We start from the raw sequence: 26,140 nt of genomic DNA on the forward strand, positions 1-26,140 counted from the left end.
AAAGATCCCTATTGGGGATACCGAGAACTTATACCTTCTGTGGTAAATAAAGGGTAAGCTTCGCTTACCCCAAACCCAAAACATATAAATTCTTATCTGTAAACAAAAACCCGCATTATGCGGGTCATTAACGGAATATTCTATTGTTTTGCAACACGTGCGTTATTCCTCTTCATCTTTTTTCCGTTCCCAATAACTTCCCTCACCAAAGTAATCCTGACAAACGTTATCAAGGGTCTGCAACGTATCAATAAATCCTTTTAAATCACATGTGTGGAAAGTATCCTTAAGCTCACGATTTTCTTCTGTAACTGAATATACGTGAATTTCTGTACAACCATCCCATCTAACATTAACATCAAGACGCTTATCATCGGTTTCCAGTTCTAGAGCTACAGTTCCACCATCTTCATCTCTTTTATGTTTTGTTTTTATAATCCACAATATAAAACACCCCTTTTGGTATATGATTACCAAAAGGGGAATCTTTTAAAAGCAATTGTTTACTGTGGCGGTGTCTGTCCGATAACATTTATTCAACTCTTGATTCCCATCATTGTCAATATCCGGATATTCGTCGATTGCGCGATTGTTGCCGTCACCAGCAAAGTTCGCCGTCACCTGTTAACTTAATTGAAAGAGCCTACCGCATTTTCGAGATGAGCGGAGGCTATCGTGTCAATCATTAGTTCTGCTCCCAACCGTCTGCGCTCCCGTGCTTCGTTACATTCACATCTATGCCATCTCTTCCCCCCCACGCTCGGCACTTAAGCCATTTTCCTGAACCCATGTCCACATAGCCGCAAAAATAGGCTGCAGATTCCACCCTCGCTCAGTTAGCTCATATTCGACGTGCAGGGGCACTCCATGGAACTGCATGCGCGTTATAATCCCCTTCTCCTCTAGCACCCGTAGTCGATCCGTTAACGTCTTCGGGCTAATCGGGTGTAGCTTTCGCCGCAGCTCTCCAAATCGCTTGGTGCCGACAAACAACTCTAATAGAAGAGGGAGGGTCCATTTACCATCCAAGATTTCCAGCAAAGGATCAATGGCTTCGATACAAGAGCGATCCAACATTGACGTTTCCTCCATAGTTCATTTTTTGAAACTATTGCACTTTATTGTAACTACTTTTCAAATATACCACAGTGTTGTAGTCTTATTGAAGAGCCATAACACAAAATTCTACTTCATATCGATATCAACCCCTGAGTGGTGCGCGCAACCAGGGCGCTCAATCGATATTAATAGGGCTTTGAGTCACAATAATAATCTGAATATTTAGATATATCCAAGAAAATTAAAACGCTGCTTAAAACAATGGCAGATTGGAGGCATAAATGCAAAGACCGTTTGATGTAGATGCATCGGAGTATCCGTTCAAGGACCACTGGATGCCTTATCGCGATGGCATGATTCATTACGTTGACGAGGGGCACGGGCCTGTCATTCTTCTCCTACACGGAAACCCCACCTGGTCGTATCTTTACCGGAACGTCATCAAAGAATTGAGTGGTGAATGCCGTCTGATTGCATTGGATTACCCGGGACTCGGAATGTCACGAGCTCCCTCCGATTATGGCTATACGCCAAAAGAGCATTCTGAGGCTGTCACCGAATTCATCCGGCGACTGAATCTCAAGGAATTCGTACTAGTAGTCCAAGATTGGGGAGGCCCGATCGGATTTAACTACGCCGTAAGGTACCGTGATAACCTGCGAGGAATTGTCGTGATGAATACCTGGGCATGGCCGGCCACGCTCCCTGCGATGAAGCTATTCTCGTTTGCCATGGGCGGATGGCCCTTCGGGTATTGGCTGCAGACAAGGCGAAACTTCTTCGCCAAGAAGATTGTCCCGCATGGGATCTATCATTCCGAGAAAATCACGGATATCTTGAGAAAGGCCTACACCGATCCATTCCCAACCCCAAAATCCCGGAAACCGACATGGGTATTCCCAAGGCAGATCCGAAAAGCGCGTCCGTGGCTCGCGGAAATCGAAGCAAAACTTCCGGTTCTATCCAATTTGCCAGCACAGATTCTGTGGGGGATGAAGGATAGCGCGGGCTTTCCACCCGAAGAGATGGCTAAATGGCAAGGTTATTTGAAATTGAACGAAACCGAGTTGTTAGACGATGCCTCCCACTACGTGCAGGAAGATCGGCCGGACCGGGTAGTCGCATCCATCCGCAGAGTCCTTGAACGGACATCGCGGCAATCCAGAAAGCTAGGCTGAATTATAATCACCAGTTATTTCTATCGACTTTAGGAGGCTAATCTAATGAAAACAATTCTATGGGCAACACTAACAGGCAATGGCAACTACGCGCAATCGAGTCCGAATAATCCCCCAAAGAAGGAAGCGCTCGGCGATTTTGCGGCACATGTTCAAGCAGCTGGTAATTTCATTGTCGGAAGGCGCACGTTTGAAGGGATGCTGGCGAGCGGAGGCGGGGGTGCTTTTACCGGTATGGATATCGTCGTCGTATCGGCAACCGTGAAAGAAATTCCCGGTGTGACGGTTGTCGGCTCGCCGTTCGAAGCCTTGAGCTACCTGCAGGATAAAGGCTATCAAACCGCCCTCATCTCGGGGGGCGCGGACCTTCACAATGCTTTTCTGGGGCAAGGGCTCGTTGACGAGCTCATATTCAATGTCGCGCCGGTACTGGAAGGGAAGGGACTCAATCTATTGATTGACACGGAGAAGTACCAATACAAGGATGTGGAGTTGTTGAACTTCAAATCACTCGGCAGCGGCGTCGTTCAATTACACTATGCGATTGGTCATTAAAACGGCAGCCAGGTAGATCGCACCAAACGTATGAGTGGGGCAATTGAGCAATGATCAAATCTTTACGGTTCAACGAGGCCGTCGATCGTTTCCGTGGCAGCCTCGTTGTGTATGTAATATGAACTAACGTTTCCGTTAGCGTAGCGAGCTAAGTTCGCACTATGATAAGGTTCCCCGAAAGAAATGTATCAATGACGCCAGTTTTTCTATAGGACAAATTATTTCTCTTATTTTATGAATTTGTGTCACCTTTTTCACTCCAAATCAAATCCATGTTTTATTGAAATTAGTTGTTCTTCTCGAATACGCCCAATAACAAATAACCAAAAACTAAGCCACTAATGGTAAATGATATTTGTCCAGAATTAAATAAAAGCATCGCAAAAGGTAACTTAATTGTATTTAAGCCTAAAACCATAAACAAGGGAATCAATACGATATAAAGTGAAGGTATTCCTATAATACAAAGTTTAACCCAATCAATCTTCCAAGTTCCATGCTTCCGAAAAGTACGATAAAAACTTGGCACAGAAAAGAGAATCCCAAGAATGAGAGGAAACATCACTGCAAAAATTAGAGTAGAACTAATTTTATACGTTTGTTGTGCCTCATTATCCAAATAATTCTGATACTTAAACCCAAGTGAAATTATACCAATCATTACAACAGCATAAATCAAGTACATTGCAATTCTTTTCATCGAATTACGCTTCATTTATTCAACCGCCTTTAATTGGTTTTTTTAAATCAAATTGCTCTCTCATCAACATATAATTGTCACCCCACTATACCATATGTTGGAATTTATATGTTGCTCTCTCGCTGCCGGCGAGGTAAGCTCCTCCACTATCGTTTCCGTTAGCTTAATGTTCGGAATCGTTTGTCCCATTTTTTATACAATTCTACTGAAACCATATACACCATATATCCAATTAGGCAACCAGTCATGTTTAAGATCACATCATCGATATCCGTTGCTCCTAAATTCGTTACATACTGGATAATTTCAATCGCTACAATTATTCCAAGAGATATACCCATCGTTTTTAGAAACGACGATTTTCGCAAAACGAACGGAACCAAATAACCCATCGGGACAAATAAGATGATATTAGCGATAAAAGCGATTGACGCAGGATGGTCAATACCAAAACGAAGGAATGAATCCATAGACGTACTCGCAAATACCGGCTTACTTCTTATTTACTTCTACATATAATCATGTTATCCAGTCACACGACTCACAATTTTTAGAACCGCATCTCTCGTTAATTTGTTTCCACCAACAGCGATGAGGTTTACCGTAGCATGAGCTNAATATATTTAAAAAGCAGTCCCTTACTTGGGATACCGGCTTACTTCTTATTTACGTCTACATATGGAAAATCATGTTATCCAGTCACACGACTCACAATTTTTAGAACCGCATCTCTCGTTAATTTGTTTCCACCAACAGCGATGAGGTTTACCGTAGCATGAGCTAGCGCTAGTGGTACCTTGCAAAATTTCAACGCTGGACCTTCCTTCAGGTCTGCGACATATGAGTCRGCTAGTTGTAAATTGCGACGTGTGTACTGTTGCATCTCCTTGAATCCCCAACCGTCAGGAAAGAAGTCAACGCCACGTTTAAGATCCTCCACTCTATTTCGGAGGATATTTACCGACTGAAGTCCTCTTCCGAAGGCAATCGCCTTCGTTAGATCGGATTGCGTCCCGTCATGCCACAACCATAGTTCTGATAGCATTTCTCCAACCATACCAGCCACGCTATAGGTATAGCGGTCYAAATCCTCTTCCGTATGAATGTTCCACCCGTTTTGAACCCATTCGGCCATTTGTAACGACATCTTTGCGATGTAATGATATACGATTGGAGCTCCAGAGGCTGGACAAAGAAGCGCCCACTCATCGAGTTGCATTGTAACTTCCGGTAATACTGCCCCATACGGTGATAGTAATTTTTGTGTTGCTTCGATACTATGTGGGGATTGGAATGTTTCGTGTATCCCGAGTAATAAATCCACTTTCAATTGGTCTGTAAGTTCATCATGATCCTCGATTTCATCTATAGCTCGCATACACAGATAGGCAGATGTTACAGCCTCCCTCAATCCTAAATCCAAGTAACTTATCGGAATATAAAAAGTACGGCTCGTTTTCTTCAACATGGTCATTGCATCATTCAGAACGACGTTATTAATAGATTTTCCCTCCAAGTAATAGCTTAGCTTCTAACTTATTCATAGCTTGATATCATGATAACATACGTTGATATTGTCAATCCAAATATACTAAGCCGCCTTTTAGNCCCTCCAAGTAATAGCTTAGCTTCTAACTTATTCATAGCTTGATATCATGATAACATACGTTGATATTGTCAATCCAAATATACTAAGCCGCCTTTTAGCTTAATAGCAAAAAGAGACCCCCAACAACGGGCTGAGGGTCTAAGTTCATATTTTAAAGGGGGGCGACTTTTAGTATAATCTTAAATGATTTATGCCACATGAAAATAAGATTTCAATCATGTAACAATTACTTAACTTGTTGTGCTTCCATTTATTGCTTCTGTATATTTCCCCTCGACTTTTGTGAATTTGTTCCTTGTTTGGACTACAACCTTTTGTTTCCAAATGCGATAAGAACTGAACAAAGCAATCATTAGCAACAAAATAAGCATGATTAACCAAATACCAGGTCGATTCATATCAATTAACCCTTTTGTATTTGCGAACACAAATACAGTAAGACCCAAGAACAAGATATACATTAAGACATTTGGAATAATCCAAGCAATTCTTAGTCCCATTTTTGGTTTAGTCATGATCAACCTCCAACTCGTTGCTGATAATCTATATACGTTTCCACACATTGGAAGTTGTATTAAACTGCCAGTTAGTGGAGCAGACTGCCATTATGCCGGCAGCCTGCTGTCATTGTGCTATCGTCTTCCGTTTGTTCAAGAAGCTTCATCATTATTTGCATAATATCTTTTTTCAAAAAAAACTACGACTGACCAATTAACGTACAGTACTTGTTTTCTGTTTCTTTAAGGTATTTTGCTGGATTTCTTCTAAAGCGACGACGCTTTTTTGTTTCTTGTAACCGAACAGACCATCTTTGTCTTTCGATTTGGAAAGTTTCATAGCTAACACTTTGAAGTCTGCTTAATAAATTCTTCTGGCGGAGAGCATCATCGACAAAAACGACACATTCTCCGGAGCGAACGATGTACTCGTTCCAACTTCGGAGTCCCGTCATTCTCCGATGGCGTGTTTTCGTTTTTCTGAAAAATCTCTCATGGTCATTATTTGTCCGTGGGACATGAGAGTGGTCGTAACAGGTAAAAAGTCCTTTCCAGAACCCCTTCGTACAGCTCTTTAGATTGAAACCATGAGTTGATCATCTTCTTTGGTATAGGTCAAATCTACCCATTGTAACAAACACTGCATGTGGAATCGCCAGGCAAATCCAGAGGAGGATTACCATCTTCCAATAGAACGGAACGTACTGCAGCTATTTTCTGAAGGACTAGATAGTACATTTTAACGCAAAAAAGCCCCTAAAAGAGGCTTTTCATCATTTCAATTTGTTATCGTATCGTTAGTTATAAGAGAAACATTTTCTTCAATGTCATTAAAATCAACTACCACTTCAACTCTCTGCTTTACCACTACTTGTGATAAGGTTCTCCATAACATCTATAGAGCGAAATCGAAGGCACCTGATCGGGTGCCTTCTTTGCGGAAGTTATTCAAAATATACGAATTCGGCCCATATAAATAATAATATAAAAGTTTAGGGGCAAAGTCGTATGAAAAAGATCCTCGTCATTGGTGCATTGGGTTCATCCTCTACGCTTGGCTTTCGATTTAAAATTTCTTCGCCAGCTCAATTGCTTGCTGCAGGGCCTTGCTCTTGATTTCCTGCGCTTGTTCTTTATATTGCGCGACACCTTCCACAAAGATGGATTGGAAATCTTCAATGCCAAGGAGTTTCATCACCGCTCTCAAGTAACTGTCGCTAAAATTCAATTCTTGATAGTCTCCGTGTGACAAAATGGTTCCTGAAGCTTGAATGTGAGCAATCTTTTTGCCGGTTGCCGTGCCTACTAAGCCACCTAATCCCCTAAGACCGTTATCAGCCTGCTTGAACGTCATGCCCGGTACAGTAATCGCATCAATGTATGCCTTCAACACAGGAGGAAATAAGAAGTTCCATACCGGATTTGCGATTACAATTTTGTCCGCCGAGACGAATTGCTCGACCAATTCCCTCATGCGAACGGCTTTCTCCTTGGCTTCGGGACTCAGTTCATCAAAAGACGGACCACTTGGCGGTTGTCCCCAACGTTTCAAAAGATCTGCATCAATTTGCGGAATGTCAGCTTTATACAAGCCCAGATGGATGATCGTATCGTTGGGATTGACCTCCCGATATGTCTTAATAAATTGTCTGCTGACAGATAGGCTATTGGTATCGGTGTCAAGCGGATGAGTGGTTATATACAGCAATGTTGTCATAATCATTTCCCTCAACTTTCATTTTTTGTATGGTTAATGTTAAACTGCTTGCTGACTTCTATGAGTACACCTTTATTTAACTTTGCATAGCATCCTCCTTATACACCACGCTCATCATAAATTTGACAGCAGCAAGGCTCTTTATTAAAATGACAGAGACAGGTCTGTATCACTTGTAATCAAATAATACAGACAGTTCTGTCTCGTGTCAAATTGAATTTTATAACTGTAAGAAATATGACATTATAGTGAGAGGAAGGTTGTTATGAAGAAAAAAGAATCCGCTAAGGAGCGTATTTTAAATGTGGCCTCCGAGTTATTCTATTCAGAAGGTATACGTGCCGTAGGGATAGATCGGATTATTGCCGAATCAGAGGTTGCCAAAGCCAGTTTTTACCGAAACTTCGCAACAAAGGATGATCTAGTTGTTGCTTTTCTGGAACAACGCCAAATTCGAAGCCTCTCCAAGGTCGAGGAAGCAAAAAATCTGTACCCGGATGAGCCGGTTAAGCAGTTGCACTATTTGATTCGAATATTATCAGAAAGCATAAAGCATCCCAATTTTCGAGGGTGTCCTTTCACGAATACGCTGCTTGAGTTCCCCGATGCTGCGCATCTCGGTCATCAGACAGCTTTGAAGTGCCGTGTCGATCATGAGGGCGAAATCGCAAAAATCGCCCGCCAAGCTAAGGCTAGGAATCCTGAAGCTTTAGCTGCACAACTAGAAATGCTTTATGGTGGTGCTATCGTGGATGCCTATATTAACAAGCCCACATTTGATAGCCATAATTTTTACGACGCTGCGATGGTGCTTGTTGAATCTCAGTTAACCTAAATCCCTGGTTTGTCTGTGAACTATCATTTTTTTAAAAAGGTGAAACTCTACAAGTCCATTTTTTGAAAAATAGGTTATACAATCACGCCTCTCTGTCTACTCCATCATACTTTATGGGTGTGAAAGGAGAGGATTGTCTTGAGGCATAGCCATCGTAAAAATATTTTCGATTAAAGCGTCAACCTTAATTGGTTGGCGTTTTTTGTTTTTAGGAGGGGAATCATTTTGATATTTAATAATAAAGAAGAGCTAGACATGTTTTTTAACTCACTAAATAGCTATTACGCTAACAAGAAAGTACGACAAGTTCTGCTATAAGCACCAAACAGTGCGAAAAGCAGGAGATTACACGAGTAATCTTAACTTTACAACCAAGGATGGGAATGACGGAACCATGTATCTCGAAACCATCTCGCCAATACTCCTGCGCGCGTTATGTTTAACAGAACATAAGGTGTGAAGTACAGGTGGATAGAAGGTTAGAGCCATTTTGAAAAAAAAAAAAAAAAAAAAAAAAAAAAAACATAAAGCCCTTGACTTCGAGTTTACTCTAATACGTATAATTTGATATCGAAATGGACTTCCCCCAGCAAGCAGCGGGGAATTAGACACGCTTAGATTAAAGGTGGTTTTCAGTATGTACTCAATCAGCGAAGTGTCGAAATTAACTGGCATTTCTGCATATACTCTCTGATATTACGAAAAAATAGGTGTGCTTCCTAAACCCAAACGTCTGGATGGAAGGCAAGACGGGATTAGGCGATACGATGATCAAGAACTTCATTTTATCAACTTTGTTCATGGATTGAAGCAAACCGGAATGAAAAAAGGAATTTTTACTACAGATTGTTAAAGAATACGGCAATGGAGATAAAAAAAATGGATAAAAAAATGCGTGTTGATATCATTGGGGGATCGGCTAACAATCAATGGGCAAGTTCAACTCACATTCCTGCATTGCAACGGCTTCAAAAATTTAGAATTACGGCAATCGGTACGACTCGAATGGAAAGTGCGGAGAAAAGTGCTTCCTTATATGGGGTTCCTCATGCATTTGCGGATTCAAACGTATTATCGCAACATCCTGATGTAGATATGGTCATTGTAAGTGTTAAGGTTCTTGGTCATTACGATGCGGTCATGACAGCCCTCAATGCTGGAAAACATGTTTATTGTGAATGGCCTTTAGGTTTAAATACTTCTCAAGCCATTTCGATGAATCATCTGGCATTGGAGAAAAAGGTTCACACTGCGGTTGGTTTGCAAGCCAGACAATCCCCTGAAGTTAACTTTGTAAAAGACCGGGTTATTAAGGGATATCTCGGAAAAGTGCTTTCTTGGATCAATATCGTTGGGTTCCTGATACAATCCCTAGCGGACCAATCCTCAATGTTGCACAAGCGCTCGAAAAATTCGGCAAGGATATTTTAGAGGGAACGGATTACGTTCCTACTTTTAAGGATGCAGTAAAACTTCACACACTCCTTGATCTAATTCAAAAAGCCGCCGAAACTGGTGAACGCCAGGTTCTTTAAGTTGCTGGGTACCGGATGCTAACAGCAACTTTTCGCTTTCTCCGAAGATCGGCAGGCAATCTTAGAACACAGAAATGTTAGTAAACTGCCGTTTACTTCAACGACCAGGAGTAGATCGCCGTGGCGCCTGCTCCTGTCATACTCATTTCGCTATAGTTTCCGTTAGTTCAACAAGAACCTTTCGTTATTTGAGAAAATAATTCCTTACCTCTTGCCAGTTGTTTACTCTAACATAGCCTGTTTCTTTAATATTATGTGGAGATGTAAACAAGATTCCCTGGCCGGGGAATCTTTTAAAATGTCTTACATTATCGTCAATAAGATAGTTTGCATTAATAACACTCTTATCACCACAAAAGACAAAGTTCATATCATTCAAGAAACTAAAATGTTCTTTTAACCATTCATACTTTGCTGTAAATGATGTTGGAAACTCCATTGCAGCCGTAGTAATAAAAATTTCGTAATGTTCGCCTAATTCCTTTATTACTTCTTGACTATCCTTCATTACTGCTAAATCCCGAAAAAAATTAGGTTCGGTTAAATAATTCATAATTTCTTCTTTCAACTGAGGGCGTAATTCTCTTAGTTTTTTCCCTTTCAAGTCTTCAACTGTAATATTTTCGTTGTACTCTCGATTAAAAAGTGCTAATTGTTTGGGAATAAAATCAGCAATTACTTCATCCATATCTATTGCAATTCTCTTCATAACAAATCCCCTTAATATGTACAGTTTATTTTATTATTCAAGATTTCTTATGAAACAGTGCTAATGCTATTAGTGTACCAATGGAAGCCGCAGCTAATATTATTCGAAAGTTTCCAGCAAGGTCAAATTCCAAATGGCTTTTAGCAAAATCAATAAAATTTCCCGTCATAGTTCCCTGAGATATATTTCAATGATTTTACGAATAACTTTGATCACTCCTCTCTTCTCTCCGTTACTTCAACAGGCTGCCGAGTAAGACGGCAGCCTGTTGTTATTGTGCTAACGCCCAGCGTTAGCTTAGCGCTCTTGTTTTATCCCGATTATTTGTCGGTCAATGATATTGTCTGTATTCCGGAGTCGCCTGAAGTAGCAACGAGAATTCCCTCGTCAGACGTGAGTACGCGCGAAATCGGATCCGCCACTTCTAGTCGCAGACGGCCTGAACCGTCCAGCAGTACGACACCGTAGTCTTCCTTTTCGCCAAGTCGGCAGATGAGTTGATTGTTCAGCACTTGCACTTCGGAGACTGGCGTCATCCATACGAGCGGGTCTTCTTCGTTCGGATCGGCCTGGTACAGATCAAATTGGTTCGCTTCGTTCTTGGTTGTGTAGTATACATTGCCATCGATGCTGTCAAACCATGACACAGCATGGTCGGACAGTTTCATTTCTCCCGTTCCGTCCAACGTAGACGAATATAATGCTTTGTCCTTGTCTTTTACATAGTATAGCTTGCTATTGATAATCCGGAACCAACTGACACTTGTGTCGACGATTATAGCGCTTTTATTCGTTTTTAGGTTGATTTTGCAAATTTTATTAGCGTCGGATTGGCCGCGTGAAGCCAGTACGTACACTTCGTCTCCAAAGATGGCGGTGGAGGAATCGCTGCTATATCCTTCGCCGCCGTTGTACGTGGCATGTACACCGTATTTCACGCCCGACTCTCCGACACCCTTACGTCTCGTCTCATCCAGCCCTGGTGGTAACAAATACAAGTTGCCACCTTCGAACGCCGAAGCACCTTGAAGGACGATCAACGTGCCGTAAGGCGTGTCCTGGAAGTTCAAATACCCTGAATGCATCAATACAGCTTTCCCGTCGTCACCGATTTTCACGAACTTGTCGCTACCCATAATATTTCCACCGAGGTGATAGGTAAACCACAGCGTGTTGTTACGGATTTGAAAGGTTAAATTCTTTTGCAGTCCTTCAGAGGTATTGATGTTATACGAATAAATCTCTTCCTTATCGGACGGCGTCTGCACAGGAGCCCGATATACATGGTTCGTCGTGTCCGTTGTCTCTACAAAATAATAATATCCCTTGAAAAAGGCAACATCGTTCTCTCTGGCATATACAGGAAGGCCTACCGTTTGCAGCTGTGCGTTATGGGACTGAATTGAAAGACCGTCCACCGTATTCCAAATGTAATCCCAGCTAAACTGGTCATGTGCGAACCTCCAGGTAAGGGGGAAGTACGTAACATCCCGGAAGCTTAGGAGCGGATACTCCTCCTTAGCGTTGTCGATTGTCTGACCGTTCACGGTAATGGCCGAAACTGGCACCTCCGCGCGATAGGATGCCGCATTGCGGTGATCCGACTTGTAAGAGGCATAGGCCGAAGCCACCTGCCCCTGATAAATCCGGAGCCCCTCCTGCTTAGACCAACTGGCTTCCAGCCCTAGCAGCCGAGAATCGTACCAGGTCATAGGGAAGTACGTGATGTCCTTATAAACCAACAAGGGGTACTCGCGATACGCGTTATCCACCAGGTGTCCATTCAATTTCACCTTATATCCTGGAATAGTCACCTTCACATCCGCCGAATTGGCATGCGCCTGTCTGGTATGGGCAAGCATAGGCAAGCTCAGCGATCCGATTAGAGCGAATAAAGCCAATTTATTCTTCAATCCCACTCCCCCTAACATCAAAAAATACTAATATTGGACGAATTCGGATATCTCTCCCACCTTACCAAGGATAAACGACTCCGTCGTTTTTCAGGGACGAGCGCGTTTATCAAGGTAGATGCGAAGCAAAAGTATCAAACTTATACTTTCTACTTAAAAAGCGTTCACCAAGTAGAGTGAACGCCTAATTACTTCAAAACTTTTTTGTCCTTCAACACCTGTAATTATCACCGTCCCAATATGGGAAGGGATTATCTAATTCGATGTTTTTCAGTTTTTTAGTCCAATGCCCCGTAAATGGCAGCCCGCAGTCGGGAATGAATGAAGGGCTCAAGGCTCGGAAGCAACTGCTGCATGTACACGACAGACAATTCTTCCTTCGGATCGATCAACAAGTACGACCCGGCTAGACCGGCCCAGCCAAATTCACCGATCGAGCCGTTGATGCCGCCGGCTGCAGGATCGATCATAACACGGACCCCCAAACCATAGCCATAACCATTCATATGCGGCCAGTTGAAATCCTTGAGCTGCTGTGGACTTAAATGATTGGTCGCCATCAATTGAACCGTTTTGGGACTAAGAATCCGCACTCCGTCCAGCTCTCCGCCCTTTGCCAGCAGCTGCGCAAACCGGCTGTAATCGCCGATCGTCGAAAGCAAGCCGCCTCCGCCGCTTTCATGACGACTTCCCGGTTGATAGTGGGCGTCCATCCTTGTATTAGGGGTAAGCGTGCCGTCTTCTGCACGATCGTACATGGTGCATAGACGAACCCGCTTCTCGTCCGGTATCCGGAATGAGGTGTCGGTCATCCCCAACGGATCGAAAATTTCCTTCTGCAGAAACTCTCCGAATGTTTGTCCGGATAGTACTTCGATCAATGCAGCCAAGACATCATGGCTTGTACCATACTTCCAGTGCGTACCGGGATCAAAAGCCAGCGGAACGGATGCCAACGCTTTGGACAAAGCTTGCATGTCTACGGTCGCAACAGCATTCTCCATGAATGTACGGGTTTGTCGTTCGGTTTCCGTGCTGTCCCCGCCGTAAGTTAGTCCGGAGGACATCGTGAAAAGATCCTTGATCCGGATCGGGCTCGCCGCAGGAGATAATGACTTGGCGCCGTATTCGTTATATCGGTACACCTGCGGACTTTTGAACTCCGTCAGGTATTCCTCCAACGGATCGTTAAGCAGACAAAGTCCTTTCTCATAAAGCATGAGCGCCGCTGCACAGGTAATCACCTTAGTCATCGAATAGATCCGGTAGATAGTATCCGGAGTGATCTCCTTCTTCTTCTCCAAATCCGCATAACCCAGGGTTTCCTGATATACAACTTCTCCCCGCCGAACAACAGTACAAGCACAGCCGGCAGGTCCCTTTTCCATGACGCTCTTCAGCAGCGGAGTCAACCGCTCATTCAGTCGCTTACTTGGGTTCATTTTCCTATCCCCTCCCAGAAACGTTTTCAACCATTATTATAACATAATCTTCCATAAGGGTTCCGAACCCTTATATTCCATCCAATTCATCTATTTCTTCTTTAATGTTAAATAACTTATTTGTCCCTCTTTTGAATCAGCATTAAAGAAAACCTGATATTCACCCGCTTGATACACATAAGCCCATCCGCCGTCAACACCTTCACCTTCTGAGAGTGGTTTCCCGATAATATCTCTAACTTCATTTAAACGATATGGTATCACATTCCCGTTAACTCTAATCGCACCAGCATTTTCATCAGGTTTCCAAAAAAAGAAATAGTAACTATGCCATCTATAAAATTCGGTTTGCCAGGAACCAATTTGATGTGGTTCTCCCCAGTTTTGAATTACGTCATTTTTATTTGCACCTAATCCGAACTCGATACCTTTGATTTTGCCTTCAGAAGCAAAGGTAAGAAATTCTTTATCTAACGTCAACTGTTTACTTAAATTAGTGTTTTCGATTAAAATGGTTTTCGTTTCATGTTCGTATTTTACGAGTGCCCCCATATTTTCAGCTACGAAACGAATAGGTACATATGCATGACCTTGGTGATTCAATACTACATATTCCTTACTATCCACTTCTTTGGTCACACCATTAAATTCAAATTTGGCAGGAAACAAGTACGCTTGAATTGTGTCTGAGGCATATACGGCAGTTGTCGCTGTTAAACCAATTCCGCAAATTAGACCTAAAACAAACTTTTTCAAAACTCATCACTCCCAACATGTAGTTCTTTAAACTAAGACGCAGGGAGGAAGTAAAAAGTTTCCATTCTTTATAACTTTCTTACACGCATGCACTAACCTGCCCGATAGTTGAGAAAGCTGCCGAACAATGATCATCGGCAGCCTTCTCGTGTTTTTTATTGAACTAAACAAATGGGGAACTGCTAAGAAGCAGGTCCCTCAATCCATCAAAAATGTAATAATTTTATAGCAGTGGGCTCACTATTGTTCCATGTATCTTTCAACGGAACTATGCGATTAAATACGAGTCTGTCGCCAATTGTGAGCTTCGTATCTACACAGAAGTAGCCATGGCGGAAAAATTGGTATTTTTGTGCCATAAGCGTATGTTCAACGATAGGCTCCAGCAAAATATCCTTTAAAATAACAATCGATTTAGGGTTGATCAAATCATTAATTCGTGTGTATGGCGTAGGCGCTTCCTATATGGAGATAACCATTGGGTTCGGGAGGAAATCGTGTGCACATCTACCTTCCGAATGCACTAACTTCAAGTTCCTCATTGATCAGCCTAAATAAAAAATTTTCGGTTTGATGCTCCTTTGCTCCTTTTCAGCTGCCGGAGCTCTCTGTGCAAGAACGTTTTTCCCTACTCTTCTCATCATCGCGTTTGATTATTGCTTAATGATAACAAATAATTTCCTTTTTTGTAAACTCTTGTTCTCCGCATTAAAAAGGAGAAATTCGTCATCTTTTCTATCCTATCGTTTGTTCAAAATCAAGGCAGGTCGATGAAGTGACTGCTTTGTTTATCTGGCTTTATTAAGCTAACGTTTCCGTTAGTTTAACAACTACACAAAAATTAGATTAGCTTATGAAGGCATCTTACTGTTCGCATATGCAGCCGCGCCGATCATGCCAGCTTGTCCACCTAATTCCGCTTGTTCTATCTTACAAGCATGGGAAGAAAGCTTTAAAGCATGATTTCCTACGGTTTCACGTACTGAATCTAACAAGCGATCACCAGCTGCCGACATTCCGCCACCAACTATAATTATTTCTGGATTTAATAGATTTACTACATTCGAAAGACCAAATCCAAGAAGCTTTCCTGTTTCATGCATAACCTCAATTGCAAGTAAATCTCCCAGATCGTATGCCTCTGAGATCATACGGGCAGTAATTGCCGTCCGATCGTCCCCCACCCATTGCAATACGATACTTGACCGACCTTCCTCAAGCTTGTCTGTAAAGGTTTTGACCATTCCTATTGCTGACACGTATCTCCCTAGACAGCCTGAGCTTCCACAACGACAAGGCCGACCTTCCCGGTACATATTCATATGCCCAATTTCGCCCGCGCTAGATGTTATACCATAGAAAACCTTTCCATCATTTACAATACCTGACCCTAAACCGGTACCTAACGTGATCAATACCAAGTTTTTGTAACCAGCGCCTGCACCAAACAGCCATTCACCATACATATTTACCCGCACATCATTGTCGATAAAAACGGGAAAGTCAAAACTACTTTTCATTTGATTCACAACATGAATGTTTTCCCAACCTGGAAAGTTTGGTGAAAATATGGATAGACCTTCATCTGGATTAAGTAAACCAGGGATTCCCATACCCATGCACTTAATAGAAGTTTGATTGATTCCTTCGAACAACATCATCTCTTGAACAATTTCTTTAATTCTGTTTAACACATGAGTAGGTCCTTTTGCTGCTTCCGTGGGGTCACTTCTTTCGTGAATTCTTTGAAACTCCATGTTGAAAATTGCGGACTTAATATTTGTTCCACCAAGGTCAATTCCAATAACATATTTACTCATAGCTATCTCCGCCCTCATATATTTACAAATATTGTAAATTACTTGTAAGATATTATTTGATGATCTAATGTCTCTTAAATCAATCCAAACACTTTAACACGACAAAGCAACGCAGTAATGAAATTCGTGGTTTCGTGGGGTTCACGTTCGCTCACGTTAGTTACTTTTCACCACTATCAGTTGGATAAAGTTTTGTCCACGTTTTCCCGTTGTTCTTCGTCTTAAAAAGTGCTGAATCTCCGTAACCACCGAAAATCGCGATCCCGCTTTGTTCCGAAAAAAACTGCGGGGCAGTCGCATATTCCACATCAGCAGGAGGATTGATCCAAGTCCACATCTTCCCACCATCCGTCGTTTCTGACAAACCACCTCTCTGTGTGGCTAGCCAGCCTCGCTTTCATCTAAAAAAAACAGATCTTCTACGTGACCACTTTCGATTTTTGGCTTGTTTACAAGACTCCACGTTTTCCCGGCATCAGTCGATTGAAAATAGCTTCTCTCCGACATTGCCGTCGCAGGTTCTCCGTTACATACCATTACGCCGCTTGAAACCGTTGCGAAATGTAAAATTTGCCGCCCGTTATCATTTGTCTTTTCGCATGGACTCAAGACGGGCTCCCAGCTTTGCCCACCATTTTCGGTACGAAGAAACGTATCGTTTTGAAGTGTAGCACTCCCCCACAAACCAGTTTTGTCCTTATAGCCAGATAAGAAAAGATGCCTTTGATCAAACGCTTGTACGCGGTTCACCTGCTGCATGCCGGAGACGCTTAATTTGGCCCACGTCTTTCCGTCGTCGATTGTATGATACAAACCGTCTGTTGCTCCAATCCAGCCGTGCTCTAGATCACTGAACGTGATAGAGTTAATGTCGGTCACCAAGAGACTAGAACGATCCGCCCAATGCGTGCCGCCGTCATCTGTGTAAAGCAGCTTATGATCGGCCCAATGCCAGCCATCCGATGCTTGCTTTTGTCCAGATGTAACAATATATCCGTGCGTTTCGTCCAGAAAGTGGGCATAGCGTATTTGCCGTTTGGTTTCTGGTTTTGTGGGGGCGTGAGTAAGAGGATGAGTGGAAGAGAATACAACTGAGGTATCCTCTCCAGGCGGTTTCGTGGTCGCAGGTACTGTAGACACTTCATTTGTAGTGGTGACAGGCAAATTCTTGCAGGCGGTTAATACCAATATAAGCAATACAATTGAGATTAATCGGCTTTTCAACATTGTTTCCTCCGTTATTGATTCTGAGTTGATTCCGGGGATTTCACATCCAAACGTTAGTATTCAAAATCTTAGACGTAAACCATGATCCGAAAGTTAACGATAAAGCAACAAATATTTCGAATTATAGAATAATATTGTCCATCAGGATGTTATGATGTTATACCAAATAGTTCGGTAAGTAGGTCAACGTTGGGGATTTGAAAGTGGGACGACGTCTACTAATCTATTTGGAGCATTTTACCATCCTCTTGGCTTTATTTCTGCTTGGACTGAGCCGCTTTCTGGGCATCATCCGCTTGTTTGGCTTGCTGTAATTGTTCTTGTCCTTTATCTTGAATCGTCTTAAGTGCTTCATCAGACGATTTCTCCCCATCGATGACTGCTTGAATTTCTTGATTGGCAAGCATACTGAACGGCTGGTAGAAACCACCTGGGATTTTCTCGTAGCCTTTAGTAATCTTGTCAGGATTAGGTTTCAGGAGATAAAATGGCTCTAAATTATGACCGTTCCTCTCTTTGGAGTAAGTGGTGCGGGTCATCAGGCTGCTCGAAGATTTGGACATGACTCTAGCGAATTCATCGCTGTTGATATATTTCAAGAATTCCCAGGCTGCCCGCGTATTGGGTGATTGGGCATTGATACCGAATACATTAGAAACGGAAATACTGTTAGAAAAGTCCGGATTTTGAGGATCAACGGGAATCGTGACGATATCCCAATTGACAGGCTTCACATCTTTCAGGCGGTCTTTGGCCTCTTGCAGATTTTGCATCATATAGTTGCCGTCAATAGTCATCGCAACCTTGCCCATGGCGAACAAATTCTCTTTGAGATAATCCTCGTACATGCGCGGTGCATTAGAATCGGCATTTTGATTTTTTGGTATGTACAACGCACCGGATTTTAGTGAGTCGACGGTAAGCTGCAGAGCCTTCTTCCAGGCATCTGTCTGAATCGTCAACTTCATCTGCTCAGGATCGATGAAAGACAGACCCAGCGTCGTGCCGATGCTGTTCATATATTGATAGGCGACTCCTTCACGCATGTAAGAGTAAGCGGAAAATCCGTATATACGCTGATCTCCTTGACCGTCGGTCGGGAAACGTTTGGCGAGATTAATGACATCTTCCCAGCTCATCTTATTTTTCGGAAGCTCTATGCCATACTGCTCGAATAGATCCTTGTTATAGTAAAGAGCCTGACTGTAGAAGTCTGGTGAAAGTCCATATAGCTTGCCCTCGCCTTTGAGCTTAATCGTTTCCAGTGTAGCTGGAAGGATATGCTCCACATCGAATTTATCTTGCTTTATGACATCGTCCAGTGCATACAGACGTCCTTTTTGTACGAACTTTTCTAGCTGGTCGGTCCCGTTAACAAGGAGAACATCCGGCTTTTCTTCATCGATGAGTTTATCAAGCGCTTCCTGAGGATCTTTGCCGGGCCCATAAATGCCTTGATTCGAAACGACCTCTACGTCAATATTCGGATTTTTGGCCATGAAAAGATTACCGTACTGTTGGTAAAAGGAATTCTTGTCATAATACATCACTTTAATCGTTGCTTTCTCGTCTTCCCCCAGCTTCTTAAGCGATCCGGCTTCTCTTGAAGTCCCGCTAGCCTTCTCCGAAAAATTACACCCTGTCAGCGAGGCAGTTACCGCAATCGCAGCGAGTGTACACATCCAACGTTTCATTTGATTCCCTCCACATTGTTTCTATTACCATTCTTTCACTATCATACACATATCGGAATTAAAATACAATTTATTCCAAATTTAGTAGAGTTGAAGAATGTTGTGTCGCGATTTGGCGGACTCCAAACTGTACGCTATCGGGAAGCCTTCCGATTCTCAGCAACCACGTATAATCTTTTTTATATCCATACTTTACCATGAAGTGAGCTTCCGGGCATGGGATAATGTCTAAGGGAGTTTACTTGAATAAGGTGGAGGTTGGAGAAGATGCCAAAGTTTGTCATCCGAAGGATGCGACAACCGGACGATTTTGTGGCGGTTGCGCCGTTGCTGAATATGATCTGGTCGGAGCCAATAACGGCTAAACGGCTGAAGGAAGACGAGGACAAAATTCCTCCAGGCAAATTGCATTACAATGAAGTGGGCGAGCTGATGGGATGGGACCGTCCCAAATGGGTAGCTGAAGATGAGGATGGACAAGTCGTCGCCTACGCAATCGCTTGGCGAGCTCCATGGACAGAGCCCGGAGCATTAATCCATACCGTTGTAGTTCACCCAGAAAGCCGTGGGAATGGGGTAGGAAGAGCCTTGTATGCTTCGCTTCGTCAATGGGCTGTAGAGGTCAAAGCCTCTCGCCTAATTGACTTCATGAGGGAGACAGACAACCGGTCGTTAGCTTTTGCGGAAAGTCGCGGTTACGTAAAGGAACGCCACACGTTCGAATCCGTTCTGGATTTGGCATCGTTTGATGGCGGCAAGCTGTATGATTCAATTAACAAGGCGGAGCGATCTGGAATCCGGTTCGTCACATTAGCGGAAGAGCCAGGGGAAGCGAACGAGAGAAAGCTGTATGAGCTCTATAAGGTCACGCATCCCGATATACCGGGTTACTCCGGCAGCTTTCCCTGGTTCGAAGAATGGAAAAAGTGGAGCATCGGACAAAGCGGTGTACGCCCGGAATGGATCCATATCGCCAAGGATGGTGATCGCTACATCGGGGTTGTCACTCTTCAGCAGAACGAGCAAACTCAGGCGATGTATCATGAGTACACCGGCGTGCTTCCAGAATACCGTGGCCGCCGTATTGCACTTGCCTTAAAGATGCTCGGCGTGCAAACAGCCCGCGCATGCGGTGTCCCTTATTTGAGAACACACAACGATTCAATGAATGGTCCAATGCTACGAATTAACCGTGATCTGATCGGTTTCCGGGCGGAGCCCGGGAATTACAAGATGGTGTGCGAGCTCAGATAAGTATGCAGTGCAATCGTTCAGGAAAGAAGCGGCAGTTTGTAGTGAGTTAATGGCTTTCGCTTTATGAGACCGTGCAGCATTAGACGCTCATTTTGAAAAGCAAACTGCTTATCTCATGGAAAGTTTGATTTAAGCTATTTTCTCCCACGATTTCCAGACTCGACTCGCATATGATAAGGGTATACTAGCAGTAGAGTAATACAAAGGAGAGATTTTAATGTCTGAGGTCGTTCTTAACTAGCAATTTCATAGTGCAATCTGTTTTGCTTGGCGTAGGCGAGTAAACCGTTCAATTGGACAGGTTTGTTTTGTCGTGCTCTACTGGCAGGTTGCATGTGATGCTGTTAAGAACATCAGTTTCTCCCTAAGCGGACTGGAAACGATTGTTGTTTCCAGTCCGTTTTTTTGTACCCAAAAGGAGGCATTCATTTGAACAAGACCACTTATCAACGTTTGGAATACGACCGCATTAAACAGCGTTTGGCCGACTTTGCCATGAGTTATTTGGGCCGCGCCCACATTGAGAACATGGAACCAAAAATCGAGATGGTCATGGTCGCAACACTACTTCAAGAGACCGAAGAAGCGGTTAGTGTCATCGCCCACGGTGCCAGTGTGCCTATCCCGTCCCTAGAAGGAATTGAGCCGCTTATAGGCACTTTCGGGAAAGGATTTATTTTTACGCCGCAGGACTTTATGCACTTCGCCAGATTCATTGAAAGTACACAGCAGCTTAAGAGTTTTATGAAAAAGAAGGAATCCGCCACCCCGCGCATCGCCTCATACGCGCTATCCCTATACGACCTGCGCGAACTGCTGGCCGAGATCCGGCGCTGTATCCGCAATGGTCAAGTCGATAACGAGGCGAGCGCTGCCTTGTCGCGTGTCCGCAAAAAGATGAACATACTCGACGACCGCATTCGCAAGAAACTCGACACGGCATTGTCCAAATACCACAGCTACTTGCAGGAAAGCGTCGTCTCGACGAGAGGAGGCCGGTACGTCTTGTCCGTGAAGAAGGAATACCGCAAACAAGTTGGCGGTGCCGCGCTGGACGAGTCGGCAAGCGGTCAGACTGTATTTATTGAGCCGGCTGATATCGCTGACCTGCATGTCGAACTTTTGCACCTGCAGGCCGCGGAGGCCGCGGAGGCCGCGGAGGAAACAAGGGTACTCAGCGATCTTACGGATCTGGTTGAGGGCAATAAGTATGAAATTTCAATCAATTTGGAAACGATCGGCTATTACGACTTTATGTTCGCAAAGGCTAAATTCGCGAGAATAATCGACGGACGAACGGTCAAGCTAAACGATCGCGGTCGGATCTCCATTCACAACGGTCGTCACCCGCTGCTCGGCGGGCATTCCGTGCCGCTTGATATCCACATCGGCGACGATTACCGCGCGCTTGTTATTACAGGGCCCAATACGGGAGGCAAAACCGTTTCGCTGAAAACCGTCGGTCTGCTTACACTTATGGTGCAGTCGGGTTTGCTCGTTCCGGTAGGAGAAGGAAGCGAATTTGCTGTGTACAGATCCGTTATGGTCGATATCGGAGACGGACAAAGTATTGAAAATTCGCTCAGCACATTCTCTTCACATGTCAAGAACGTGATCGGCATCCTCAAGGAGGCCGGACCATCGTCGCTGGTCCTTCTCGACGAGCTTGCCTCAGGAACCGACCCTGGTGAAGGAATCGGCCTATCGATCGCAGTGCTTGAGGAACTATACCGCCGCGGGGCAACGGTCATGGCGACGACGCATTTTAACGAGATTAAGAAATTTGCCGACGCTGCGCCCGGCTTCGAGAATGCGCGTATGGAATTCGATGCGGAAACGCTTGAGCCCCTTTACAAGTTGACGATTGGTCAAGCGGGCTCCTCCTATGCCTTCTATATCGCGCAAAAGCTCGGTATGCCGCTTGCGCTCATCGAGAGATCGAAACAGATCACATACGAGGCGACGCAGCGCTCACCCGAAGCGCCTGCAATAGCTGCGGCGGTTACAGGAGAAACGCCTGTAAAAGTCCCATTGAAAGAAAAAGCGGAGCGAGCGCCGATGCCGAATTTCGCTTTTGGCGACTGCGTATGGGTGCACTCGCTGCGCCGCACAGGCATTGTTTGCAGCGAGCCGGATCATCGCGGAAACATTACGGTGCAAATCCAGAAGGAGAAAGTGCGCATCAACCGCAAGAGATTGTCTCTCTATATCGAGCGCAGCAAGCTATACCCGGAAGGAGACTACGATATGGACATTGTGTTCGAATCGAAAGACACACGAAAGAAGCGAAAGCAGATGAGCAAACGTCATGTTGAAGGGCTAACGATCGAGTATAAGGAAAATCAATAAACCGAGACCTCAAAAAAATAATTTTTTGTATGCAGGTGACGAATACCCGGATCTGCTTGAAAGCGATTATTAAATAGAACGAATCTGGCTGACGTTACTTCATACCGGATCATTATTTCATGCATGGTTGCATCGAATTGGTTATCGCCATCCCCAGGAAGGTTATGATATTGCGCCTTATAACAACCTTCGTACCGGATGCCAAAAAGCCCGAGGATGTTTTCTCTCGGGCTTTTGTTTGTGTATAACCCAAATGGCTGTTTATATGTAGTTATAATATTGGGATTTTCATGTCGCAAGATTTGGGGTAATTGCGGCTGGCTAGGACTTGAAAAGATAAAGTCTTAGTCTACTGCCGCTGCTATTTGATTGAACTAACGTTTCCGTTAAGCTTAAGCCCTTAATTCCTGCAAGACTTAATAATCATGTCTGCGTACTCTAAAGGACGTGTCGCATCTAAGTAATGGTCTTCCGCTTTCCGTACCTGTTTCTAAATTTCTCGATGTTGCCTCTGACACTCTCCGCTTCACGTAAGAAGCGTGTTTCCCTCCGACAATCCAAATAAACAATGTAATCAAAAAACTCCCGCCACTCTTTACGTTGAAGAAATACACCCTCAATGATAACAACACAATCATCTGGAATTAACACTATCTTTGTAATCTGCTTGTCAAATTCAGCCTTGTAGAAGGGGAGATTTACCTCGCTATGGTTTCGTATTTTTGCGAATAAATTTTCCCTCAAATACTGAATATCCCATTGTAGGTTGTAATACTCATACCATTCCTCACTCCCAGTATGGTATCTATTCTTGCGTTCCACAATATGGTCGTCAATGTGAAAAATATGAATATTTTTTTGAATTTGATTTAACCTATTTCGCAAATCTTCAACTAATGTAGTTTTACCAGAACGACTTAAGCCATCTATTCCGAATATAAACCGATGACCGATATGCAAACTTAACGTACAATTATTTCCTCTATTCTGTTTTTGTTCGAAGAAAATGCTATAACATCCAATCCTCACCAACTAGTCACTCCGGTTACACCGCGTATAGTTCATTCCTTAAATTCGAATACTAGGGAAAAAGAAACATAGTATTTCGGGTGGTGCCTTTATGATTATTTCGTTTTACTTGTTTTTTTGCTGGTTCCTTTTTGGTATTTTGTTTACGTTAACCAAACGGTTACCTAAACAACACCTCTCTTTTGTTTTTTTGTTCGTCGATTTCGTGAATACGAGCATCTCTTATTTACTGTCCGACCCCTTCGATTTTTACATGATGGCGAAAGAAGCATCGCGTTACATTTCCTTTTCGCTGTATCAGAGCATCATCATCCCCGCCCTGCTGACACTTATCATCAATATTTTTATACGTTCCCATCCACTCCATAAACCAGTGGTTTTTTTGATTTCAATATGTCTGTTCCTTTCATTAGATTTCATCGCACGCTATCTGAACTTGTTTACTTATACCGGATTGTGGCATTTGCTTGCACTGCTCGGATATCGGCTGATTTTAATGCTTCTTACCATTTTCGCATTAAAAGGCTTCGGAAGGATGTGCTACAAATAAGATGAAAAGCTACATGCCCTTTGATGAAGGCGCATTCGATTTGAACGACTGTTTTTTACTTTCATGCATTGCAGTCGCTTATGGATTTATGTACATGCTGCCGAAACGTTTCCCGCTATCTGTTGCATTCCTGTTAATGCTATTTAGCTCTACAGTATCGAGCATGTTGGATAATTCGACTGGCGGCAATATCTTTGACCTGTACGATATTATGGACGGACCCGCGTATACGATCATGGATTTTGTCGTCTATTTGCTGTATGCTCCGGCCGGTTATTTTTTTATTTATTTCTACGATCGATTTCGGGTTAAAGAGATATGGACCATTGTCTATATTACTTGTTGGTCATTGCTATCCACCTTGTTTGAATGGGTCTGCTTGAATTTTGAAGTTTTTCATTATAAAAAAGGGTATTTAATTTGTTACTCCTTCTGCATTTACATCGCTTCCCAAACTGCTATCGTATTATTTTACCGATTCATCGCAGGCAAGCATGATCCGACAGCGGATCAGATTAAAAGAGCAAGCCAACACGAAAACGGAGATATGGCTCCATGAAGGTGAGGTATTCGGCCATTTTTTCCATGCTCGCTTCTACCAAACCTATATGGTTTCAGGTCGGATTATTCCCGATCGAATGGGATGGGCTTTATCCGTGAGACAATTGACTGTGTCATGTTTTATTGATTAGGGACAAATCCTGGAAAGAGTCATAGAGAGTGAACGCGTGTTTCTCAGCTGTCTTTTACATCATTGGATAGTTTTATAAAGGAAAGAGGCTAAAACAATATGGAAAAACAGTTCAAACTTTGTTTCATGATTTTGTCCTTATTGCTCACGCTCACTTGCTGCACTACAAAAGCTACCGGGCAGAAGCAGGGTACTGCTTCCCTTATACCGACGGATACCTCAAAGCCGTCAGGCAAAACGCTTGATGCGATCAAAAAACGAGGCAAACTGGTTGCCGGAGTAAAGTACGACACGAAGTTGTTCGGTCTGATAGACCCCGTTACGGGCAAGGTGGAAGGTTTCGACGTCGAACTTGCCAAGGCGCTGGCGAAGAAGATTTTCGGCGACGAAACCATGGTTGAACTGAAGGAAGTTACGTCCAAAACTCGCAACCCGATACTACCTCGTAGCCCAATGCTTCAAAACGGTAAGATTGATATCATAATCGCCACGATGACGATTAACGATGAGCGCAAACAGCAGGTCGAGTTCACAGACGATTATTTCAAAGCTGGTCAATCGTTACTCGTGGAAAAAGGCAGTCCGATCAAGGGCCTCCCTGATATTAAAAAAGGTACAAAGGTTTTGGCGGTGAAACGCTCCACATCGGAGAAAAAGATCCGAGACAAAGCGCCGGATGCAACAGTGATGCTATATGATAACTATCAAGACGCCTTTACAGCATTAAAAGCGGGTAAAGGTGAAGCGTTGACGACCGATAATGCGATTCTGTATGGGATGCAGCAGCAAGATCCGAATTACCAAGTCGTAGGCGGAACGTTTACCGATGAGCCGTACGCCATGGCCGTTCGGAAGGGCGACACCGATTTCCTGACATACGTAAACAATTTCCTGAAAGAAATTAAAGTGAATGGAGAGTACGAAAAAATGTATATCAAATGGTTCGGCGAAAGTCCGAGCAAATGAGAGCAGCCGCAGTAGTGTTGTATTCCCATTGCTGACCAGTATTCCAACAATTTAG

Annotated in this window: 26 protein-coding genes and 2 pseudogenes; 9 read left to right on the plus strand and 19 right to left on the minus strand. The window is 43.5% G+C overall.

From position 1 onward, the window contains the following. Positions 1 to 162 precede the first annotated feature (162 nt). Both ASG93_RS33195 and ASG93_RS33200 read right to left on the minus strand, forming a co-directional pair. Entirely contained in the window at positions 163 to 444 is a 282-nt protein-coding gene (locus tag ASG93_RS33195; protein ID WP_235551050.1) for a hypothetical protein, read from the minus strand. A 291-nt stretch (positions 445 to 735) separates the two neighbouring features. Further along, on the minus strand, positions 736 to 1,077 hold the full coding sequence (locus tag ASG93_RS33200) for a winged helix-turn-helix transcriptional regulator (RefSeq protein ID WP_056839386.1): 342 nt from the start codon (positions 1,075 to 1,077) through the stop codon (positions 736 to 738). Positions 1,078 to 1,340: 263 nt separating this feature from the next. Between ASG93_RS33200 and ASG93_RS33205 the strand changes: the two genes are divergently transcribed. Together ASG93_RS33205 and ASG93_RS33210 are read left to right on the plus strand one after the other, a co-directional pair. Beyond that, the gene (locus ASG93_RS33205) at positions 1,341 to 2,237 is read left to right on the plus strand and encodes an alpha/beta fold hydrolase (protein WP_056839387.1); all 897 of its coding nucleotides are present in this window, start codon (positions 1,341 to 1,343) and stop codon (positions 2,235 to 2,237) included. A 45-nt stretch (positions 2,238 to 2,282) separates the two neighbouring features. Beyond that, entirely contained in the window at positions 2,283 to 2,792 is a 510-nt protein-coding gene (locus ASG93_RS33210; RefSeq protein ID WP_056839389.1) for a dihydrofolate reductase family protein, read from the plus strand. A gap of 286 nt (positions 2,793 to 3,078) precedes the next feature. On the opposite strand, the gene ASG93_RS33215 is transcribed toward ASG93_RS33210, so the two are convergent. The 6 genes from ASG93_RS33215 to ASG93_RS33235 all read right to left on the minus strand — a co-directional run bounded on the left by ASG93_RS33215 (position 3,079) and on the right by ASG93_RS33235 (position 7,315). Further along, on the minus strand, positions 3,079 to 3,507 hold the full coding sequence (locus ASG93_RS33215; protein ID WP_056839391.1) for a hypothetical protein: 429 nt from the start codon (positions 3,505 to 3,507) through the stop codon (positions 3,079 to 3,081). Positions 3,508 to 3,650: 143 nt separating this feature from the next. Continuing rightward, entirely contained in the window at positions 3,651 to 3,962 is a 312-nt protein-coding gene (locus ASG93_RS33220; RefSeq protein ID WP_056839393.1) for a VanZ family protein, read from the minus strand. 221 nt (positions 3,963 to 4,183) lie between these two features. Beyond that, entirely contained in the window at positions 4,184 to 4,966 is a 783-nt protein-coding gene (locus ASG93_RS33225) for a squalene/phytoene synthase family protein (RefSeq protein ID WP_056839541.1), read from the minus strand. 365 nt (positions 4,967 to 5,331) lie between these two features. After that, on the minus strand, positions 5,332 to 5,616 hold the full coding sequence (locus ASG93_RS33230; protein ID WP_063892018.1) for a hypothetical protein: 285 nt from the start codon (positions 5,614 to 5,616) through the stop codon (positions 5,332 to 5,334). A 196-nt stretch (positions 5,617 to 5,812) separates the two neighbouring features. Continuing rightward, entirely contained in the window at positions 5,813 to 5,947 is a 135-nt protein-coding gene (locus ASG93_RS36885) for a hypothetical protein (RefSeq protein WP_268796077.1), read from the minus strand. Between the two features lie 717 nt (positions 5,948 to 6,664). Continuing rightward, a complete protein-coding gene (locus ASG93_RS33235) occupies positions 6,665 to 7,315 on the minus strand; it encodes an FMN-dependent NADH-azoreductase (RefSeq protein ID WP_056839395.1) in 651 nt (216 codons plus the stop codon). A gap of 265 nt (positions 7,316 to 7,580) precedes the next feature. Between ASG93_RS33235 and ASG93_RS33240 the strand changes: the two genes are divergently transcribed. Next, positions 7,581 to 8,150 carry a TetR/AcrR family transcriptional regulator gene (locus ASG93_RS33240; RefSeq protein ID WP_056839397.1) on the plus strand — a complete coding sequence of 190 codons (570 nt, stop codon included), beginning with the start codon at positions 7,581 to 7,583 and terminating at the stop codon, positions 8,148 to 8,150. Between the two features lie 879 nt (positions 8,151 to 9,029). Further along, positions 9,030 to 9,581: a Gfo/Idh/MocA family protein gene (locus tag ASG93_RS33245; RefSeq protein ID WP_056839399.1), complete on the plus strand. Its 552-nt coding sequence runs from the start codon at positions 9,030 to 9,032 to the stop codon at positions 9,579 to 9,581. A 288-nt stretch (positions 9,582 to 9,869) separates the two neighbouring features. Here ASG93_RS33245 and ASG93_RS33250 read toward each other — a convergent pair whose 3' ends face one another. The 10 genes and pseudogenes from ASG93_RS33250 to ASG93_RS33290 form a co-directional block, all read right to left on the minus strand. Then, a complete protein-coding gene (locus tag ASG93_RS33250; protein WP_056839400.1) occupies positions 9,870 to 10,394 on the minus strand; it encodes a 5' nucleotidase, NT5C type in 525 nt (174 codons plus the stop codon). A 320-nt stretch (positions 10,395 to 10,714) separates the two neighbouring features. Next, positions 10,715 to 12,307, minus strand: a complete 1,593-nt coding sequence (locus ASG93_RS33255; RefSeq protein WP_056839402.1) for a DUF5050 domain-containing protein — start codon at positions 12,305 to 12,307, stop codon at positions 10,715 to 10,717. Between the two features lie 278 nt (positions 12,308 to 12,585). After that, complete coding sequence (locus ASG93_RS33260) at positions 12,586 to 13,749, minus strand: serine hydrolase domain-containing protein (protein WP_056839404.1); 1,164 nt, start codon at positions 13,747 to 13,749, stop codon at positions 12,586 to 12,588. A gap of 90 nt (positions 13,750 to 13,839) precedes the next feature. Continuing rightward, entirely contained in the window at positions 13,840 to 14,505 is a 666-nt protein-coding gene (locus ASG93_RS33265; RefSeq protein WP_056839406.1) for a stalk domain-containing protein, read from the minus strand. A 206-nt stretch (positions 14,506 to 14,711) separates the two neighbouring features. After that, positions 14,712 to 14,933 carry a hypothetical protein gene (locus ASG93_RS36890; RefSeq protein WP_056839407.1) on the minus strand — a complete coding sequence of 74 codons (222 nt, stop codon included), beginning with the start codon at positions 14,931 to 14,933 and terminating at the stop codon, positions 14,712 to 14,714. A 7-nt stretch (positions 14,934 to 14,940) separates the two neighbouring features. After that, positions 14,941 to 15,054 (minus strand): annotated as a pseudogene (locus ASG93_RS37370) (glutamate--tRNA ligase family protein); the annotation flags it as partial. A 302-nt stretch (positions 15,055 to 15,356) separates the two neighbouring features. Then, complete coding sequence (locus tag ASG93_RS33275) at positions 15,357 to 16,325, minus strand: ROK family protein (protein ID WP_056839409.1); 969 nt, start codon at positions 16,323 to 16,325, stop codon at positions 15,357 to 15,359. Between the two features lie 160 nt (positions 16,326 to 16,485). Continuing rightward, entirely contained in the window at positions 16,486 to 16,689 is a 204-nt protein-coding gene (locus tag ASG93_RS33280) for a WD40/YVTN/BNR-like repeat-containing protein (RefSeq protein ID WP_056839411.1), read from the minus strand. 17 nt (positions 16,690 to 16,706) lie between these two features. Beyond that, entirely contained in the window at positions 16,707 to 17,552 is an 846-nt protein-coding gene (locus ASG93_RS33285) for a WD40/YVTN/BNR-like repeat-containing protein (protein WP_056839413.1), read from the minus strand. 254 nt (positions 17,553 to 17,806) lie between these two features. Then, positions 17,807 to 19,246: an ABC transporter substrate-binding protein gene (locus tag ASG93_RS33290; protein WP_082615246.1), complete on the minus strand. Its 1,440-nt coding sequence runs from the start codon at positions 19,244 to 19,246 to the stop codon at positions 17,807 to 17,809. 267 nt (positions 19,247 to 19,513) lie between these two features. Here ASG93_RS33290 and ASG93_RS33295 point away from each other — a divergent pair, with 267 nt between their 5' ends. After that, positions 19,514 to 20,500 carry a GNAT family N-acetyltransferase gene (locus tag ASG93_RS33295; protein ID WP_056839415.1) on the plus strand — a complete coding sequence of 329 codons (987 nt, stop codon included), beginning with the start codon at positions 19,514 to 19,516 and terminating at the stop codon, positions 20,498 to 20,500. A 429-nt stretch (positions 20,501 to 20,929) separates the two neighbouring features. After that, positions 20,930 to 22,849, plus strand: coding sequence for an endonuclease MutS2 (locus ASG93_RS33300; protein WP_056839417.1), 1,920 nt, complete (start codon positions 20,930 to 20,932; stop codon positions 22,847 to 22,849). Positions 22,850 to 23,249: 400 nt separating this feature from the next. Here ASG93_RS33300 and ASG93_RS33305 read toward each other — a convergent pair. Further along, a pseudogene (locus ASG93_RS33305) lies at positions 23,250 to 23,809 on the minus strand (kinase). Between the two features lie 160 nt (positions 23,810 to 23,969). Here ASG93_RS33305 and ASG93_RS33310 point away from each other — a divergent pair. From ASG93_RS33310 to ASG93_RS33320, 3 genes are all read left to right on the plus strand, one after another. Continuing rightward, on the plus strand, positions 23,970 to 24,428 hold the full coding sequence (locus ASG93_RS33310) for a hypothetical protein (RefSeq protein ID WP_056839419.1): 459 nt from the start codon (positions 23,970 to 23,972) through the stop codon (positions 24,426 to 24,428). A 1-nt stretch (position 24,429) separates the two neighbouring features. Continuing rightward, complete coding sequence (locus tag ASG93_RS33315; RefSeq protein WP_056839421.1) at positions 24,430 to 24,987, plus strand: hypothetical protein; 558 nt, start codon at positions 24,430 to 24,432, stop codon at positions 24,985 to 24,987. Positions 24,988 to 25,218: 231 nt separating this feature from the next. Next, on the plus strand, positions 25,219 to 26,085 hold the full coding sequence (locus tag ASG93_RS33320) for a transporter substrate-binding domain-containing protein (RefSeq protein ID WP_056839424.1): 867 nt from the start codon (positions 25,219 to 25,221) through the stop codon (positions 26,083 to 26,085). The last annotated feature ends 55 nt before the right edge of the window (positions 26,086 to 26,140 follow it).

It is taken from the genome of Paenibacillus sp. Soil787, from assembly GCF_001429545.1.
Classification (GTDB): Bacteria; Bacillota; Bacilli; order Paenibacillales; family NBRC-103111; genus Paenibacillus_E.

Bases quoted from the DNA above. Each gene is read 5' to 3' on its own strand.
- ASG93_RS33320 (WP_056839424.1), top strand. From the start codon at position 25,219: ATGGAAAAACAGTTCAAACTTTGTTTCATGATTTTGTCCTTATTGCTC.
- ASG93_RS33260 (WP_056839404.1), bottom strand. From the start codon at position 13,749: ATGAACCCAAGTAAGCGACTGAATGAGCGGTTGACTCCGCTGCTGAAG.
- ASG93_RS33275 (WP_056839409.1), bottom strand. From the start codon at position 16,325: ATGAGTAAATATGTTATTGGAATTGACCTTGGTGGAACAAATATTAAG.
- ASG93_RS33210 (WP_056839389.1), top strand. From the start codon at position 2,283: ATGAAAACAATTCTATGGGCAACACTAACAGGCAATGGCAACTACGCG.
- ASG93_RS33245 (WP_056839399.1), top strand. From the start codon at position 9,030: ATGGATAAAAAAATGCGTGTTGATATCATTGGGGGATCGGCTAACAAT.
- ASG93_RS33235 (WP_056839395.1), bottom strand. From the start codon at position 7,315: ATGACAACATTGCTGTATATAACCACTCATCCGCTTGACACCGATACC.
- ASG93_RS33220 (WP_056839393.1), bottom strand. From the start codon at position 3,962: ATGGATTCATTCCTTCGTTTTGGTATTGACCATCCTGCGTCAATCGCT.
- ASG93_RS33290 (WP_082615246.1), bottom strand. From the start codon at position 19,246: ATGAAACGTTGGATGTGTACACTCGCTGCGATTGCGGTAACTGCCTCG.
- ASG93_RS33315 (WP_056839421.1), top strand. From the start codon at position 24,430: ATGAAAAGCTACATGCCCTTTGATGAAGGCGCATTCGATTTGAACGAC.
- ASG93_RS33215 (WP_056839391.1), bottom strand. From the start codon at position 3,507: ATGAAGCGTAATTCGATGAAAAGAATTGCAATGTACTTGATTTATGCT.
- ASG93_RS33200 (WP_056839386.1), bottom strand. From the start codon at position 1,077: ATGTTGGATCGCTCTTGTATCGAAGCCATTGATCCTTTGCTGGAAATC.
- ASG93_RS33205 (WP_056839387.1), top strand. From the start codon at position 1,341: ATGCAAAGACCGTTTGATGTAGATGCATCGGAGTATCCGTTCAAGGAC.
- ASG93_RS33250 (WP_056839400.1), bottom strand. From the start codon at position 10,394: ATGAAGAGAATTGCAATAGATATGGATGAAGTAATTGCTGATTTTATT.
- ASG93_RS33230 (WP_063892018.1), bottom strand. From the start codon at position 5,616: ATGACTAAACCAAAAATGGGACTAAGAATTGCTTGGATTATTCCAAAT.
- ASG93_RS33310 (WP_056839419.1), top strand. From the start codon at position 23,970: ATGATTATTTCGTTTTACTTGTTTTTTTGCTGGTTCCTTTTTGGTATT.
- ASG93_RS33240 (WP_056839397.1), top strand. From the start codon at position 7,581: ATGAAGAAAAAAGAATCCGCTAAGGAGCGTATTTTAAATGTGGCCTCC.
- ASG93_RS33285 (WP_056839413.1), bottom strand. From the start codon at position 17,552: ATGTTGAAAAGCCGATTAATCTCAATTGTATTGCTTATATTGGTATTA.
- ASG93_RS33295 (WP_056839415.1), top strand. From the start codon at position 19,514: ATGCCAAAGTTTGTCATCCGAAGGATGCGACAACCGGACGATTTTGTG.